The following is a 17,411-nucleotide window of genomic DNA, read 5'->3' on the forward strand; positions in this document are numbered from 1 at the left end:
AATTCATTAAATATTATAACTTATATAAATAACCATTATTTACAACAAGTTAAATGCAAGCAAAGCGATGATACAAAATCCGATTACGAAGGAATAATGTTATGAAATACCAAAATAATACCCTCGCCCCCCACAAATCCGCCCCGCTATTCACCCCGGCGATTCTCCTTAACGAAGACGTCTGCCTGCCTGCCGCCGTCATCAAAAAAGCGGCACTAGAAAACAATATTCACTGGATGCAACGCTATGCCGACACGCGCGGCGTGTCGCTGGCGCCGCACGGAAAAACCTCCATGACGCCGTGGATTTTTCAGCAACAGCAGCAGGCGGGAGCCTGGGCAATTGGCGTCGGTAGCGCATGGCAGGCCAGCGTCGCGATGGCGAGCGGAATTCGCCGCGTGCTGATGGTCAATCAGTTGGTCGGCAAAGCCAATATGCAGTTAATTGCCGAACTGCAAAGCGCATACCCGGAAGTTGAGTACTTCTGCTGTGTCGATAGCCTCGATAACGCACGCGCCCTCTCCGCCTTTTTCGCCGCGAAAAACCAAACCCTGAATATTCTGCTGGAGCTGGGCGTGCCTGGCGGACGCTGCGGCTGCCGCACTGCTGAACAAGCGCTGACGCTCGCCGGGGAGATTTCGTCGCTTCCGGCGATTCGTCTGCGTGGGTTGGAGCTGTATGAAGGCGTGCTGCACGGCGACAACCCACAGCCGAAGGTTGAAGCACTGCTGCGCGATGCCGCGGCGCTTGCCTGCCAGCTTGAACGCCATGTCGACGGGGAATTTATCCTGACTGGCGCCGGGTCGGTCTGGTATGACGTGGTGTGCAACGTGTGGCTGTCTGTCGCTAAACCGGCGAACTGCCGGGTCGTGATTCGCCCAGGCTGCTACATCACGCACGATGCCGGCATCTACCAACAAGCGCAGAATGACATTCTGGCGCGCGACCAGACCGCCTGCGATCTCGGCGGCGATCTGGCTTCCGCGCTGGAACTGGTGGCCATGGTGCAATCGGTGCCGGAAAGCGATCGTGCGATCGTCAATTTCGGCAAACGCGATAGCGCGTTTGACGCAGGATTACCGCAGCCTATCGCCCACTATCGCGACGGTAAGGCGCTCCCGCTGGCAGCGCACAGCATCGAAGCTACCGGCATTATGGATCAGCACGCGATGCTGAAGCTTGCGCCAGGTACCGATGTGAAGGTGGGAGACATTCTGATCTTTGCCACTTCACACCCTTGCCTGACGTTCGATAAGTGGAAAGCGTTGCTGCTGGTTGATGAGGACTACAACGTGCTGGAAACGCTGGAAACGGGGTTCTGAACCCGGAGCATGCCCGGACGAGGCGTGTAAACGCCAACGCCGGGGTGACCCTATTGGGCCATTGCATCGCAGAGCAAATCCATCACCAACAGCGCTCCGTAACGCGGATCGTTGAGCGGTAGCGTCACGTTTTGTGGGTGACTCAGTGCGCTTTCCTGCTGCCCGATGATGACGATCTCCGCCCCTGCCCAGCGTGCCTGATGCACGGCCGCCGCTAACGCGTTACCCGCCGGACTACCGGCAAACACCACCAGCACCTGCCCCGCCCCCAGCATTGAGGCGGTAATGCCCATTAGCGCCGGATCCTGGCAGACGTTGGCCGGATAGCCGAGCGTCAGCAACCGATACTGCAGCAGGCTGGCAAATGGGCTGTCGGCGGTGCTGGCGCTAAAGATATGCACCGCACGGGCCTGTTTTAGCAGACCCGCGGCACGTTCAACCTCTGTGGACGAAAGTTCGCTGAGCTGGGCATTCAACGAATGCTGGATTTGGCTGAGCCTTTCGCGCCACGGCCCTGGCAGATCGCCCGCCGCCACCGGCGCGCTGGCCTGCGCCAGCTTCATGCGCAGATCGCGAATGTCGTCACAGCCCGCCGCACGGGCAAAACGGGTGATGGTCGCCGGGCTGACGCCCGCCGCCGTTGCCAACTGGTCAATGGTGGCCGAGGCGGCAAAGGCGACATCGCTGAGGATAGTCTGCGCCACGCGCGATTCCTGCTGGCTGAAATCCTGCAACCGCTGACGGATCAGGCTGAGGATATCCTCATTGCTGTCGCGGCCAATCGAGTGAGAAAAACGGTCCAGCACATCGCTACCGACGCCCGCATTTTTCGCCAACTGTTGCAGAGTATGCGGATCCATCCATGCCGCATCGCCCAGCATGGGGGCAGCCGTTTTATTCAAGCGGCTCTCCTGCTGCTGATGGCGCACCTGGCCAATAAAGTCATTGATATCCGCGCAGCCAATGCTGCGCGAAAAGTGTTGCAGCGTCGCCGGGCTGACGCCAGCCTTTGCTGCCAGCTCTTCAATCGTCGCCTCGGGGATCTGGGCAAAATTATCGAGGAAAAAGCGCGCCAGCCGGGATTCCTGCGCAGGCAGTCCGGATAACCCATGCACCAGCTGATAAACAATATCCATAACCAGAGTGTCCTCATGTGCAGCTCATTAAAAACATCATAATTTATTGAAATTATTTTTCAATTCATTCAGCCGAAGGGCGACACGTTATGCGATTAACGGCGGTAAAGATTCATTTATCTTATCGCGATCACATTTCTACCCCTCTGACATGCCGTAAAGCAATATTTTAACGCCGATCACACTCATGAAAATAATTTTCATACATGCTACGTAAAACCGCTAATGTGTGAAATATGTTTTCAAACGAGGGAAATATTGTCATGAAAAAGATCATGTTGTGCTGCGCCGCCGGAATGTCCACCAGCATGCTGGTGCAGAAGATGCGTGCCGAAGCGGAAAAACGCGCGCTGGCGGTGGAGATCAACGCCTATCCGGTTGCCGAGATAGAAAGCATGCTGCCGCAGGCGGATGTGGTGCTGCTGGGCCCTCAGGTGCAGTTCGAACTCTCTCGCCTGCGCGAACTGTCTGCGCCGCTGGGTAAACCGGTTGAAGTGATCGACATGATGGACTACGGCACCATGCGCGGCGATCGCGTACTCGATAAAGCGATCCAACTGATGGCCTGAGGCCCAGGAGAAAGCGATGAAAATTACCGTGATTGGCGGGGGCAGCAGCTACACCCCGGAACTGGTTGAAGGATTAATTGCGCGTCATGCTTCCCTGCCAATGGCGGAACTGGCGCTGGTTGATGTCGAAGCGGGCCGCGAAAAAGTTGAAATTATCGCGGCGCTCTCCCGTCGTATGCTCGATCGCAACGGGCTGGAGGCGGTAAAAGTCTCGGTTCACTTCGATGCGGACGACGCCATCAAAGGCTCAAGTTTTGTGCTCACCCAGTTGCGTGTGGGTCAGTTACCGGCCCGCGCCGCCGATGAGCGTCTGGGCCTGAGCCATAAACTGCTGGGCCAGGAAACCACCGGCGTTGGCGGCTTCGCCAAGGCGCTGCGCACCATTCCGGTGATGCTGGATATCGCCAGACGCGTCGAACGTCTGGCACCGGATGCGTGGATTATCAACTTTACCAATCCGGCAGGCATTGTCACAGAAGCGGTGTCGCGCCACAGCAAGGCAAAGATCATTGGCCTGTGCAACGTGCCGGTGACCATGCACCACATGATTGCCGATATGCTCAAGCTGCCTTATGGGGACGTCTCGCTGCGCTTTGCCGGCCTGAACCATATGGTCTGGGTACATCAGGTGCTGGCGGCGGGCCGCGATGCGACCGACGAGGTTATCGAGATGCTGTGCGACGGCGAGCAGCTGTCGATGAACAACATCAAGGCCATTCCGTGGCCACCGGAGCTACTGCGCGCGCTGCGCGCCATTCCCTGCCCGTATCACCGCTATTTCTGGCAGACCCGCACCATGCTGGAGGACGAACTGGCGGATGCCGACAGCAAAGGCACTCGCGCCGAGCAGGTGATGAAGGTCGAAGCGTCGCTGTTCAAGCTGTATGCCGACCCGAATCTGGACAAGAAACCAGAGGAGCTGAGCCAGCGCGGCGGTTCGTTCTACTCCGAAGTGGCGGTGCAGTTGATTAACGCGCTGCACAACAATCTTGGCATTGAAATGGTGGTAAATACCGCCAATAACGGTGCCATTCAAGGACTGCCGGACGACGCGGTGATAGAGACCAATTGCCTGATTGATGCGCTGGGCGCGCATCCGCTGGCCTTTGGCAAACTGCCGCCGCTGATGAACGGCCTGACCCAGCAGGTCAAGGATTTTGAGCGTCTGACCATCGATGCCGCCGTGCACGGTGACAAGCAAAAAGCGCTGCTGGCGTTGGTTGCCAACCCGCTGGTCGCCGATGTGAATCTGGCGTCGGCGCTGGTCGATGAAGTGCTCACCATCAATAAAGCGTGGCTGCCGCAGTTCAGCCAACAATAAATACAACAATAGCCCGGTCGGCAACGTCTGCGCCGGGCAGGGGGTGTCTGTGAATAAGTCGATAATAGATAAATACGTTTTACCGACCGCGCTCAAAATCGCCGGACAAAAACATGTGCTTTCGGTGCGTGACGGGATCATCCTGAACATGCCGTTTATGTTGATAGGCTCGTTCTTCCTGATCTTCGCCTATCTGCCGGTGCCGGGCTACGGTACGCTGATGACCGAGCTCTTCGGCCCAACGTGGCAGGAAAAGGTGCTCTATCCGGTGAAAGCGACCTACGACATCATGGCGCTGATCTCCAGCTTCGGTATCGCCTACCGTCTGGCGGAGAAGTACCGCACCCTCGACCCGCTGACCGCCGGGGCTGTCTCCCTGGTGGCCTTCGTGATGACCATTCCACAGCACATCATGTTTACCCCGGCGGGTAGCGACGTGGCGCAGCTGGTCAAAGGCGTCATGCCTATGGGGCAGATTGGCAGTCAGGGGCTGTTCGTGGCAATTCTGATTGCCCTGCTCTCCACCGAAATCTACCGCTTCGTTAACGACCGCAACCTGGTCATCCGCATGCCGGAAGGCGTACCGCCGGCGGTGGCAAAATCGTTCCTCGCGCTGGTCCCGGGTTTCTGCGTGCTGGCAGTGGTGCTGGCGCTGCGTCTGCTGGTTGAAGCGACGCCGTTTGGCGATATCAATACCATGATCACCGAGCTGGTCGGTATTCCGATGAGCCACGTCGGCGGCTCGCTGCCGGGGATGATTATTTCAGTGCTGCTGATTGGCATTCTGTGGATGCTGGGTCTGCACGGCGACACCATCGTACTGGTGTTTATCCGCCCGGTCTGGCTGAGCAATATGTCCGAAAACCTGGAAGCGTTCCAGAACGGCCTGCCGATTCCCCACATTATCACCCAGCAGTTCTACGACCTGTGGATTGCGCCGGGCGGTACCGGGGCGCTGTTAGGGCTGGTTATCTTTATGATCTTACGCAGCCGCAGCGTGCAGATGAAACAGCTGGGTAAAATTGCCGCGCCGGGCAGCCTGTTTAACATCAGCGAACCGATGGTGTTTGGCATTCCGATCGTGATGAACCCGTATCTGGTGGTGCCGTTTATCCTTACGCCAGTGGTGCTGGTGATTGTCTCCTACGTGGCGATGACCACCGGTTTAGTCGCCAAACCGGCGGGCATTGCGCTGCCGTTCACCACACCGATTGTGGTCAGCGGTTATCTGGCGACCGGCGGGCATATTTCCGGCTCGGTGCTGCAAATCGTCAACCTCGGGATTTCGCTGGTGATGTATTACCCGTTCTTCCGCATCTGGGATAATTTGAAATATCGCGAGGAGCAGGCCAGCAAGTCGCAGCAGGCGGTCGCAACGTCCCCCATAGCCGAACAATAAATGTAGCCCGGCCAAGCGAAGCGCCGCCGGGCTACAAAACCAAAAACGCCGGGCAGATGCCCGGCGTTTTTGGTTGCTTGCACTTATTTTTTAATCTGTGCGTGCATTTCCTGTACAGAGGTCACTTTCTCTTTGGCATCTGCATTCAGCGCCATCGCCGTAGCGAAACCGCCGTTCAGGGTGGTGTCGTAGTGCACTTTGTACTGCAGCGCGCTGCGGCGAATCAGCTTGGAGTCTTCAATCGCCTGACGACCTGCGGTGGTGTTGATGATGTAGGTATATTCGCCATTCTTGATACGGTCCTGAATGTGCGGACGACCTTCATGCACCTTATTCACCAGACGCGGGTTGATACCGGCTTCGCCCAGCACAATCGCGGTACCGTGGGTGGCATCCAGCTCGAAGCCTTGTTTCAGCAGCTTAGCGGCCAGGTCCACCACGCGTTCTTTGTCGCCTTCGCGAACGGAGAGCAGCGCACGGCCCTGTTTCTTCATCGTGGAGTTGCTGCCCAGCTGCGCCTTGGCGAACGCTTCCGCGAAGGTACGGCCCACGCCCATCACTTCCCCGGTAGAGCGCATTTCTGGCCCTAACAGCGGGTCAACGCCCGGGAATTTGTTGAACGGCAGCACCACTTCTTTCACCGAGTAGTACGGCGGGATGATCTCTTTGGTCACGCCCTGCTGCGCCAGCGTCTTACCGGCCATCACGCGCGCCGCCACTTTCGCCAGCGGTACGCCGGTGGCTTTGGAGACGAACGGTACGGTACGCGCCGCACGCGGGTTGACTTCAATCAGATAGACTTCGTTGTCTTTCACCGCGAACTGGACGTTCATCAGGCCGCGAACCTGCAGCTCGAAGGCCAGCTTCTGCACCTGCTGGCGCATCACGTCCTGAATCTCCTGGCTCAGGGTGTAGGCTGGCAGAGAACAGGCGGAGTCACCGGAGTGCACGCCCGCCTGCTCGATGTGCTCCATGATGCCGCCAATCAGCACCATTTCGCCGTCGCAGATGGCGTCAACGTCAACTTCGATAGCGTCGTCGAGGAAGCGGTCAAGCAGCACCGGCGCATCGTTAGACACGCTGACCGCAGTCTGGAAGTAGCGACGCAGGTCGGCTTCGTCGTAGACGATTTCCATCGCGCGGCCGCCCAGTACGTAGGATGGGCGCACCACCAGCGGGTAACCAATCTCTTTCGCCTTCTCAACCGCTTGTTCAATGGCGGTGACGGTGGCGTTCGCCGGCTGCTTCAGCTTCAGACGGTCAACCGCGTGCTGGAAGCGTTCACGGTCTTCCGCGCGGTCGATGGCGTCCGGGCTGGTGCCGATAACCGGTACGCCTGCGGCTTCCAGTTCACGCGCCAGCTTCAGCGGGGTCTGGCCGCCGTACTGCACGATAACGCCCTTCGGCTTCTCGATGCGCACGATTTCCAGCACGTCTTCCAGCGTGACCGGCTCGAAGTACAGACGGTCTGAGGTGTCGTAGTCGGTGGAGACGGTTTCCGGGTTACAGTTGACCATGATGGTCTCGTAACCGTCTTCGCGCAGCGCCAGCGAGGCGTGTACGCAGCAGTAGTCGAATTCGATACCCTGACCGATACGGTTCGGGCCGCCGCCGAGGACCATGATTTTATCGCGGTCAACGGACGGGTTAGATTCGCACTCTTCTTCATAGGTGGAGTACATGTAGGCGGTATCGGTGGCGAATTCCGCCGCGCAGGTATCCACGCGCTTGTAGACCGGGTGCAGGTTGTACTGGTCACGCAGCTTGCGGATTTCCGCTTCGCGCACGCCCGCCAGTTTTGCCAGACGCGCATCGGCAAAGCCTTTGCGTTTCAGGTGGCACAGGAAGTCAGCGTCGAGGCCGTTGATGCCCACTTCCGCCACTTTCTCTTCCAGACGCACCAGCTCTTCAATCTGCACCAGGAACCAGCGGTCGATGTTGGTCAGGTTGAACACGCCATCGACGGACAGGCCAGCACGGAAGGCATCGGCGATGTACCAGATACGCTCAGCGCCAGCGTCTTTCAGCTCGCGGCGGATTTTGGTCAGCGCTTCCGGGTCGTCGAGGCTCACTTTCGGGTCGAAACCGGTGGCACCCACTTCCAGGCCGCGCAGCGCTTTTTGCAGGGATTCCTGCTGGGTACGGCCAATCGCCATCACTTCACCGACGGATTTCATCTGGGTGGTCAGACGGTCGTTAGCGCCAGCGAATTTCTCGAAGTTGAAGCGTGGAATCTTGGTGACAACGTAGTCGATAGACGGCTCGAAGGAGGCCGGCGTACGGCCGCCGGTGATGTCGTTCATCAGTTCGTCGAGGGTGTAACCCACCGCCAGTTTCGCTGCCACTTTGGCAATCGGGAAGCCGGTAGCTTTGGAGGCCAGCGCCGAGGAGCGGGAGACGCGCGGGTTCATTTCGATAACAATCAGGCGGCCGTCTTTCGGGTTCACCGAGAACTGGACGTTAGAACCGCCGGTTTCAACGCCGATTTCACGCAGTACCGCCATCGAGGCGTTACGCATGATTTGATATTCTTTGTCGGTCAGCGTCTGGGCCGGTGCTACGGTGATGGAGTCACCGGTATGGATGCCCATCGCGTCGAAGTTTTCGATAGAGCAGACGATGATGCAGTTGTCGTTTTTATCACGCACCACTTCCATCTCGTACTCTTTCCAGCCGATCAGCGACTCATCAATCAGCAGCTCGTTGGTTGGCGAGAGGTCCAGACCGCGTTCGCAGATTTCTTCGAACTCTTCACGGTTGTAAGCGATACCGCCGCCGGTGCCGCCCATGGTAAAGCTAGGCCGGATGATGCACGGGAAGCCCACATCAGCGGCAACCGCCAGCGCTTCTTCCATAGTGTGCGCGATACCGGAACGCGCGGTGTCGAGGCCGATTTTCTTCATTGCTACATCGAAGCGACGACGGTCTTCTGCTTTATCAATCGCATCGGCGGTGGCGCCAATCATGGTTACGCCGAACTCTTCCAGCACGCCCTGACGCTCCAGCTCCAGCGCACAGTTCAGCGCCGTCTGGCCGCCCATGGTCGGCAGCACCGCATCCGGGCGCTCTTTTTCGATGATTTTGCGTACCACTTCCCAGTTAATCGGCTCGATGTAGGTCGCATCGGCCATTTCCGGGTCGGTCATGATGGTGGCCGGGTTAGAGTTCACCAGAATGACGCGGTAGCCCTCTTCGCGCAGCGCTTTACACGCCTGGGCGCCGGAGTAGTCAAACTCACACGCCTGACCGATAACAATCGGGCCCGCGCCCAGAATCAGGATACTTTTTATGTCTGTACGTTTTGGCATGGCTCTTATTACTCCTGATTATTTCGCGGACTGACGGTATTGCTCAATAAGCTCGATAAAGTGGTCGAACAGCGGCGCCGCATCGTGCGGGCCTGGGCTCGCCTCTGGGTGGCCCTGGAAGCTGAACGCCGGTTTATCGGTACGGTGAATCCCTTGCAGGGTACCGTCGAACAGGGATTTGTGGGTCACGCGCAGGTTGGCTGGCAGCGAGTCTTCATCAACTGCAAAGCCGTGGTTCTGCGCGGTGATCATCACCACATTCTTATCCATGTCTTTCACCGGGTGGTTACCACCGTGGTGACCAAATTTCATCTTGATGGTCTTCGCACCGCTCGCCAGCGCCAGCAGCTGATGGCCGAGGCAGATGCCAAATACCGGAATGTCGGTCTGGAGGAATTTCTCAATCGCGTCGATGGCGTAGTCGCACGGTGCCGGGTCGCCAGGGCCGTTAGACAGGAACACGCCGTCCGGATTCATCGCCAGCACTTCTTCAGCGGAGGTTTTCGCCGGTACCACGGTCAGGCGGCAGCCGCGTTCAACCAGCATGCGCAGGATGTTGCGCTTGGCGCCAAAATCGTAGGCCACCACGTGGAACGGCAGCTCTTCTGCGGACTTGGCTTCCGGCAGGTCACCCGCCAGCGTCCAGCTACCCTGCGTCCAGCTGTAGGATTCAGCCGTGGTCACTTCTTTTGCCAGGTCCATCCCATTTAAGCCCGGGAACGCTTTGGCTTTTTCTAAGGCCAGCGTAGCATCCAGATTATCGCCTGCGATGATGCAGCCGTTCTGAGCGCCCTTCTCGCGCAGCAGTCGCGTCAGCTTACGGGTATCGATATCGGCAATCGCCACGATGTTATGGCGTTTCAGGTAAGAAGAGAGGTCTTCAGTATTGCGATAGTTGCTGGCAATCAGCGGCAGGTCGCGAATAACCAGACCCTGAGCGTGAACCTGAGAGGACTCTTCATCGGCGGCATTGGTGCCGACATTACCAATATGGGGATAAGTAAGAGTGACGATTTGGCGAGAATAGGAAGGATCAGTGAGGATTTCTTGATAACCGGTCATTGAAGTATTGAAAACGACTTCCCCAACCGCCGAACCTGTTGCCCCTATGGCCCGACCGTGAAACTGGGTTCCGTCTTCCAGAACCAATAGCGCTGACTTAATCAAAACACCCTCCAGAGAATATTTACTCGATTTATTTGCATATTAATTCATAACAACGGCACAAATCAATGCAAATCTGCTTACCGATGAATTTCTGGCAAACGGCGGCATTCTAGTGACAGCCTCGGCAAAAGTCTACCTCAAAGGGCAATTTTTATTATTATTTTGCGCCACTGGCGAATCAAGCCGCCTCCAGGCATCAAAAAGATCAACTAACTCATGGGAGAAAACGCTTGCGGAGCGGAAAGACTGTAAAATGATGAGATGACGCCTTAAAAAGTAGACCAGATGGTCAAAATTTACATTTAACCAACACTTTTAAGGTAGATATCTTATAAAAATAAGCATTTTAATACAAAAGAAACAAAAATAAGATAAAATAAAGGGCAATAAAATATTGCCCTGTGTAATCAAGTAATTATGACTACAATAACCACATCACGATGGGTAATAAATACTTATAGTTCATTCAAATTAAGCACATCACGCATATCAAAAAGACCGTTTTTCTTCGACTTAAGCCACAATGCCGATCTTACCGCTCCGTTAGCAAACGTCATGCGGCTGGAAGCCTTATGCGTTATCTCCACACGCTCGCCAATATCGGCAAACATGGCGGTGTGTTCGCCGACAATGTCGCCCGCGCGTACGGTCGCAAAACCAATCGTGCCCGGCACGCGTTCACCGGTATAACCTTCACGCGAGTAGACCGCGCAGTCCTTCAGATCTTTATCCAGCGCCCCGGCGATCGCCTCGCCCATTGCCAGCGCCGTACCCGACGGTGCATCCACTTTATGGCGGTGGTGCGCTTCAATAATTTCAATATCGGTGTAGTCGCCCATTACCTTCGCGGCTTTCTCCAGCAGCTTGAGCATGACGTTAACGCCGACGCTAAAGTTTGCGGCGAAAACGATCGCAATCTCTTGTGACGCCTCGCGAATGGCTTGTTTACCAGCATCGTCAAAGCCGGTAGTACCAATCACCATCCCTTTACCCTGCTGCCGGCAAAACGCCAGATGCGTCAACGAACCTTCCGGACGGGTAAAATCGATGAACACGTCAAAATCATCTTTTACCGCCTCAAGGCTGCTTTGAACGGTCACGCCGGACTTTCCCGCCCCCGCCAGTTCGCCAGCATCGCTGCCCAGCAAGGAAGAGCCTTCGCGCTCCAGCGCGGCACCCAGCTGAACACCTTCCATCGCCATGGCGGCCTGGATTAACTGCCGTCCCATGCGGCCGCCGGCGCCGGCAATGGCGACGCGGATTTGTGCTTCATGCATAGCTATTCTCTTTTGTAAAAATTGCGTAAATCGTTTTCAGAGTAACCAGCGTGCCCGGAGGTCGCTAGCTGAAAACACCCATAATTAGAATTTAATGATAAACAGAGGGGAATATCAGTAAAAGACATGATTCATCCCGCAGGATGAATCATTGCCGCAGCAAAGGAAAGAAGTCAAACTCGCTCAGTAAGCGGTAAGCCGATGGGAAAACGACGGGAAAACCGAACAAAATACAGCCAATCTGCATAGCGACTTTCGCAAGCCCGGTTTTACGACACAAGCGTGTAGTTAACGATCATCTGCCCTTTTTTCATCTTCACCTGGGTAATCGTCACCTGCCCAATGTCGGATAAACGCGCAACATGCGTCCCGCCGCAAGGGTAAGCGGGAAGCTCACCAAACCCGACTTCGCGCAAACCGCCGTCGAATGTCACCCGGCGAGGAAGATCCTCCGCCTGCCAGGCGCTGATTTTCGCTAGCAGCGAGGCACAATCCGGCAGCGAACTGCTACCTTTTGCGGAAAACGTAATGCGCCCTTCGCCAGGCCAGTGGTGCGCTTTCACCGGTTGCCATCCGTACTCTGTACCCGCCAGGCCGATAAGATGCCCCGCAGAGTGCAGCCGCGCATGCAGCTGACGCTGTGACGCATCAACCCTCAACTTGACTACGCCAGGCTCAATCGGTGTTGCTACGATATGTAGCACGTCGTCATCACGCGCGATCACCGTCTCGACGGGGATCTCATCAATCCAGCCCGCGTCCGCGGGCTGTCCGCCGCCTTGCGGGTGAAAAAGGGTTCTATCCAGTGCCACCGCATACCGTCCATCCGGCTCAGCCGAGCAGCTCAGTAAGTTAGCCGGGCCTTCAGTATTATCGCAGGTGTAATAAAGACGTTCGGTCATGATTGCTCTCCTCTTGATGGGGAGAGTATATTCACTTTACTGGCAGCGATAATCCTGCGCTGGTTCAATGCATCTTTGCCTGGTACGCACAAATGAACCCTAACCTTCTTCCCGACCTTGCCACCTTTGTGTTGATTATCGACCACGGGAGCTTTTCCGCCGCCGCCAAAGCCTCGGGCGCTACGCCTTCCGCTATTAGCCGCAGCGTTTCACGCCTTGAGAAGGCGCTGGGCAGCAAACTGTTACATCGTACGACGCGCAAGCTGGCGCTCAGCGAAACGGGCAAAATAGTATATGCACACGCGCAGGAAATGCTGCATGCGGCACAAATGGCCGTCGACTCAGGCAGCAGCCGACAAAGCATCGCGCAAGGTAAGCTGACCCTCAGCGTGCCCAAGGCGGTGGGACGGTTTGTTATTCACCCTCTGATGGCCGAATTCTTTGCCCGCTACCCGCAGGTGGACGTCTGTCTGCGGCTGGAAGACCGCTATATGGATTTAATCGACGACGGCGTCGACCTTGCGCTGCGCATCAGTCAGTCTCCCTCCCCCGGCTTGTACGGGAAACCGCTGATGCCGGTTAGCCATGTGATATGCGCTACCCCCGCGTACCTACGCGAGCACGGTACGCCAGAACACCCGCAGGCACTGCGCGGCCATAGCTGTATCAGCCTTGGCGAGACCCCTGCGGATTCGCGCTGGAAGTTTCGCCGCGGTGAACGCGTGGAGACCATTCAAACTCATGGCCGTTACGCCGCCAACCACACTGGCGTACGTCTGGATGCGGTAAAAAATGATCTGGGAATCGGCAGCCTGCCGCTCTTTACCGCCCGCGAAGCACTTGCGAGCGGAGAGATCGTCCAGGTCCTGCCAGAATGGGAATTTATTAGCGACTACAGCGGCGAGCTGTGGCTGCTGTGGACGCGCAATCAACATATGCCCGCCAGAATGCGGGCGATGATTGACTATCTCAGCGAGAAGGTACCGCTACACACCTGATTACGGTGCGCGGGCGAATACCTCAGCTACCCACTGACGAAAACCATCCACATCAAGATCCAGCGCCACCTGCGCGTTGGCGGGCTGCCCCAGACGCCCTTCAATATCCACCACCGTGGTGCCAGCGGTGTATTGCCCCTGGGTTTCCACCGCCACAAAGCAGCTGTGCAGCGTAAACAGGTCCGGACGGACCAGCCAGGCAATGGCGCAGAGGTCGTGCATCCGCAGGCCGCTCTGCATACTGCCGCTACGATAGTGGCTGAACAACGCGTGAAGCATGCTGCCGGTCTTATTGAGCGCGGGAAGCGTAGACAGATACTCCGGCGTCAACACGGCCTGATTGGTGACATCCAGCCCACACATCACAATCTCCAGACCGCTGCGGAACACCAGCGCCGCGGCTTCCGGGTCGATAGCGATATTGAACTCGGCGTTGGGCGTAAAGTTACCGCGCCCGGCGGAGCCGCCCATGATCACCAGGCGACGGATATTGAAACGACACTCCGGATACTGAGTCAGCAGCAGCGCAATATTGGTGAGTGGCCCGATAGCCACCAGCGTAATCGGCTGCGGCGCATGCATCAGCGCATCACGGATCGCCTGGAACGCCGGTTTGGCCAGCGGCTGACGGTTGTGCTCAACAAAGTCGTAGCCTTCCATGCCCGACTCGCCGTGAACCGAGGCGGCGTCACGTAACGGACGCACCAGCGGCGCGGCGGCCCCTTGTGCAAGTGGAACATCGGCGTCCCAGAAATGCAGGAGCTGTAAGCCGTTACGGGTGGTTTTTTCGACCGAAACGTTGCCGGCAACGGTGGTCATCAGTTGAAGATCCAGCTCCGGGGCAAACAGCGCAGCGGCAATCGCCGCCGCATCATCAATACCGGGATCGGTATCCAGAAAAATAGGTAGACGCATGATTTCTCCCTAAAAAAATGCCAGACGTTAAGCCTGGCATTTTTTCACATTCGCGGGAGAAATAATTTATTCGACTTCACGAACATCCACACGCAGTTCGCGCGGAACTTCGAAAACAATATTCTCTTCGCGACCTTCAAGGGTGATGGCTTCGCCGCCGCCCAGCGATTGCAGGCGGGCAATCACGTTCTGCACCAGAATATCCGGCGCGGAAGCTCCGGCGGTCACGCCGACACAGGCGGCATCTTTCACCCAAGCTTCCTGGATGTCCGCCGCATCGTCAATCAGATAGGCCGCTTTGCCCATCCGCTGCGCCAGTTCGGCCAGACGGTTGGAGTTGGACGAGTTTTTCGAGCCGACCACCAGCACCACGTCGGCCTGCTGGGCGAGCGATCGCACGGCTTCCTGGCGGTTCGTGGTGGCGTAGCAGATATCGTCTTTGCGCGGACCAACGATTTTCGGGAAGCGCTGGCGTAAGGCATCAATGACGTCGGAGGTATCGTCCACCGAGAGCGTAGTCTGGGTCATAAACGACAGCTTGCTTTCGTCTTTCACCGCCAGCTTCAGCACATCTTCCGGCGACTCAACGAGGTACATGCCCCCTTTCGGGTTGCTGTACTGCCCCATCGTACCTTCCACTTCCGGGTGGCCAGCATGGCCAATCAGAATGGATTCTTCACCACGACGGCTGGCGCGCGCCACTTCCATATGCACTTTCGTGACTAACGGACAGGTCGCGTCGAACACCGTGAGCTCGCGGCTTTTCGCTTCGTTACGGACGGCCTGGGAGACGCCGTGCGCGGAGAAGATCAGGATCGCGCCGTCCGGCACTTCGCTGATCTGCTCGATAAAAATCGCGCCGCGTTCACGCAGACTGTCCACCACGTAGCGGTTGTGCACCACTTCGTGACGAACGTAAATTGGCGCGCCATAAATGGCGAGCGCATTTTCAACAATGCTGATAGCGCGGTCAACGCCTGCACAAAAGCCGCGTGGGTTGGCCAACAGGATCTGCATGTTACGCCTCCAGTACCGGATCGACTTCCAGTACTTCAATATCAAAATGAACGGTATGTCCCGCCAGCGGATGGTTAAAATCAACCGTGATAGAATCACCGTTGATTTCGCGGATCACGCCCGGCATTTCGCTGCCATCCATCGCGGTGAACAGCATGATCGCCCCGATTTCCGGCTCGCCCGCATCCATAAATTCGCGGCGGGAGAAATACTGGATCAGGTCGGGCGTCGAGATACCGAACGCCGCATCCGGCTCCAGAGAGAAGGATTTTTTGTCCCCGGCCTTCAGGCCGAGAAGATGCTGCTCCAGCCCTTCAGACAGGGAGGCATCGCCCAGACGAAACAGCGCCGGTTTGCCGTTGTTACGGGTTGACTCAGCGGTAGAGCCATCGTCCAGTTTCAGCGTGAAGTGCACCAGCACCGCGCTATTGCTTTGAATCGAGTTAGACATGCAGGTACAGCCTTCTATCTTACGACATTGAAATGACGATTATTGTTATGTGTTCGGCGTAGCGATTGCAGATGGCGCGACGCTTTCCGGGCCTACAATGGATCGTAGGCCGGATAAGCGCAGCGCCATCCGGCATTATCTTACGCCTGCTTTTTCGGCAGGAAGCCTTCCAGCACAATCAACGCCGCGCCGATACAAATTGCCGTATCGGCCAGGTTGAAGGTGGCAAAGTGCCAGTCGCCGACGTAGAAATCGATCATGTCGACGACAAAGCCGTGCCACAGACGGTCGAACAGGTTACCCAGCGCGCCGCCAATAATCAGCGCATAGGCGATGTTATTCAGCTTCTGCGTAGCTTTGGAACGGTACATCAGCACCGCCAGCGCCACGCAGATACCGATAGCGATACCCGCGAAGAACCAGCGCTGCCAACCGCCGCTGTCAGCCAGGAAGCTGAACGCGGCGCCGTAGTTACGCGCATAATGGAGATTAAGCGACGGGAACAGCGACACCGTATCCCCCAGAGCAAAGTTCTGGAGGATCAGGTATTTACTGCCCAGATCGATAATCAGCACGGCGACGACCAGCCACAGCCAGCGCAGCCCTGTTGCACAAATCGATTTACTCATCAGGCAAACTTACGTTTTTCGCCGTCACCGGCCACGTTGCTCACACAGCGTCCGCAGATATCTGCGTGCTCCGCCACCTTGCCGATATCCTGAGTATAGTGCCAGCAGCGCGGGCACTTCTCACCTTCGGCTTTATTCAGCGCGACTTTCAGACCTTTCAGCAGTTCACTCTGCTGAGCGTCAGCGGTCGCCGCTGCATAATCGGCAACGGTCGCCCCGGAGGTCAACAGGACAAATCGTAATTCGTCACCCAGCGCCGTCAGTTTGGCCGCCAGCTCCGCATCCGCGTACAGGGTCACTGCCGCTTCGAGGGAACCACCGACTTTCTTGTCAGCACGCGCCTGTTCGATAACCTTGTTCACTTCGCCACGAACTTTCAGCAGCTCTTCCCAGAAGTCGTCGTTCATCTCTTCGGCATTGTCCAGACCGAACAGCCCTTCGTACCATTCGCCGGTGAAGACATACTTCTCACGGTCGCCCGGCAGGTAGCCCCAGATTTCATCGGCGGTGAAGGACATGATTGGCGCCATCCAGCGAACCAGTGCTTCTGCGATATGGTACAGCGCAGTCTGGCAGCTACGACGCGCCACGCTGTCGGCTTTCGCGGTGTACTGGCGATCTTTGATGATGTCGAGGTAGAACGAGCCCATTTCAACGGAGCAGAAGCGCATCAGACGCTGTACCACTTCGTGGAAATCGTAGGAAGCGTACGCTTTCACGATATCTTCCTGAGCGGCCTGCGCACAGGCGACGGCCCAACGATCCAGCACGACCATCTCTTCCGGTTTCACCATATCTTTCTTCGGATCGAACCCGTTGAGGTTCGCCAGCAGGAAGCGCGCGGTGTTACGGATACGACGATAGCTGTCGGCAGCACGTTTCAGGATTTCGTCAGACACCGCCATTTCGCCAGTGTAGTCGGTGGATGCCACCCACAGACGCAGGATATCCGCGCCCAGTTTGTTCATCACGTCCTGCGGAGAAACGGTGTTACCGATAG

General features: G+C 57.0%; 15 protein-coding genes. 5 read left to right on the forward strand and 10 right to left on the reverse strand.

All coding sequences use genetic code 11. The features are described 5' to 3' along the window. Positions 1-101: 101 nt before the first annotated feature. Positions 102-1,322: an amino acid deaminase gene (locus tag ACW14G_RS15930; protein WP_455648675.1), complete on the forward strand. Its 1,221-nt coding sequence runs from the start codon at positions 102-104 to the stop codon at positions 1,320-1,322. 50 nt (positions 1,323-1,372) lie between these two features. Here the strand turns inward: ACW14G_RS15930 and ACW14G_RS15935 are convergent, their stop codons facing one another. Beyond that, positions 1,373-2,458 (reverse strand): MurR/RpiR family transcriptional regulator, encoded by a 1,086-nt coding sequence (locus ACW14G_RS15935; RefSeq protein WP_167576839.1) that lies wholly within the window; start codon positions 2,456-2,458, stop codon positions 1,373-1,375. Between the two features lie 263 nt (positions 2,459-2,721). Between ACW14G_RS15935 and ACW14G_RS15940 the strand changes: the two genes are divergently transcribed. The 3 genes from ACW14G_RS15940 to celB are packed head-to-tail and all read left to right on the forward strand — an operon-like array spanning position 2,722 to position 5,747. Further along, entirely contained in the window at positions 2,722-3,027 is a 306-nt protein-coding gene (locus tag ACW14G_RS15940) for a PTS sugar transporter subunit IIB (RefSeq protein ID WP_106925318.1), read from the forward strand. Positions 3,028-3,043: 16 nt separating this feature from the next. Next, complete coding sequence (locus tag ACW14G_RS15945; protein WP_249022330.1) at positions 3,044-4,348, forward strand: 6-phospho-beta-glucosidase; 1,305 nt, start codon at positions 3,044-3,046, stop codon at positions 4,346-4,348. Between the two features lie 49 nt (positions 4,349-4,397). Further along, positions 4,398-5,747, forward strand: a complete 1,350-nt coding sequence (gene celB / locus ACW14G_RS15950; protein ID WP_271457906.1) for a PTS cellobiose transporter subunit IIC — start codon at positions 4,398-4,400, stop codon at positions 5,745-5,747. A gap of 83 nt (positions 5,748-5,830) precedes the next feature. Here celB and carB read toward each other — a convergent pair whose 3' ends face one another. The 4 genes from carB to ACW14G_RS15970 form a co-directional block, all read right to left on the reverse strand. Further along, entirely contained in the window at positions 5,831-9,055 is a 3,225-nt protein-coding gene (carB, locus tag ACW14G_RS15955; protein ID WP_455648676.1) for a carbamoyl-phosphate synthase large subunit, read from the reverse strand. Between the two features lie 18 nt (positions 9,056-9,073). Continuing rightward, entirely contained in the window at positions 9,074-10,222 is a 1,149-nt protein-coding gene (carA, locus tag ACW14G_RS15960; protein ID WP_455648677.1) for a glutamine-hydrolyzing carbamoyl-phosphate synthase small subunit, read from the reverse strand. A gap of 455 nt (positions 10,223-10,677) precedes the next feature. Then, a complete protein-coding gene (gene dapB / locus ACW14G_RS15965) occupies positions 10,678-11,499 on the reverse strand; it encodes a 4-hydroxy-tetrahydrodipicolinate reductase (RefSeq protein ID WP_249022333.1) in 822 nt (273 codons plus the stop codon). 269 nt (positions 11,500-11,768) lie between these two features. Beyond that, positions 11,769-12,401 carry an alanyl-tRNA editing protein gene (locus ACW14G_RS15970; RefSeq protein WP_249022334.1) on the reverse strand — a complete coding sequence of 211 codons (633 nt, stop codon included), beginning with the start codon at positions 12,399-12,401 and terminating at the stop codon, positions 11,769-11,771. 92 nt (positions 12,402-12,493) lie between these two features. Here ACW14G_RS15970 and ACW14G_RS15975 point away from each other — a divergent pair, with 92 nt between their 5' ends. Beyond that, positions 12,494-13,399 carry a LysR family transcriptional regulator gene (locus ACW14G_RS15975; RefSeq protein ID WP_249022335.1) on the forward strand — a complete coding sequence of 302 codons (906 nt, stop codon included), beginning with the start codon at positions 12,494-12,496 and terminating at the stop codon, positions 13,397-13,399. Here the strand turns inward: ACW14G_RS15975 and rihC are convergent, their stop codons facing one another. From rihC to ACW14G_RS16000, 5 genes are all read right to left on the reverse strand, one after another. Next, entirely contained in the window at positions 13,400-14,314 is a 915-nt protein-coding gene (rihC, locus tag ACW14G_RS15980; RefSeq protein WP_065357022.1) for a ribonucleoside hydrolase RihC, read from the reverse strand. A 66-nt stretch (positions 14,315-14,380) separates the two neighbouring features. Beyond that, positions 14,381-15,331, reverse strand: a complete 951-nt coding sequence (gene ispH / locus ACW14G_RS15985) for a 4-hydroxy-3-methylbut-2-enyl diphosphate reductase (RefSeq protein WP_163448216.1) — start codon at positions 15,329-15,331, stop codon at positions 14,381-14,383. 1 nt (position 15,332) lies between these two features. After that, on the reverse strand, positions 15,333-15,782 hold the full coding sequence (fkpB, locus tag ACW14G_RS15990; RefSeq protein WP_064547280.1) for an FKBP-type peptidyl-prolyl cis-trans isomerase: 450 nt from the start codon (positions 15,780-15,782) through the stop codon (positions 15,333-15,335). A 140-nt stretch (positions 15,783-15,922) separates the two neighbouring features. Further along, entirely contained in the window at positions 15,923-16,411 is a 489-nt protein-coding gene (lspA, locus tag ACW14G_RS15995; RefSeq protein WP_163448215.1) for a signal peptidase II, read from the reverse strand. Beyond that, positions 16,411-17,411: class I tRNA ligase family protein (locus ACW14G_RS16000; protein ID WP_455648678.1), on the reverse strand; the 1,001-nt coding region annotated here is incomplete at its 5' end. The genes lspA and ACW14G_RS16000, both read right to left, overlap by 1 nt.

Source organism: Kluyvera sp., assembly GCF_965301105.1.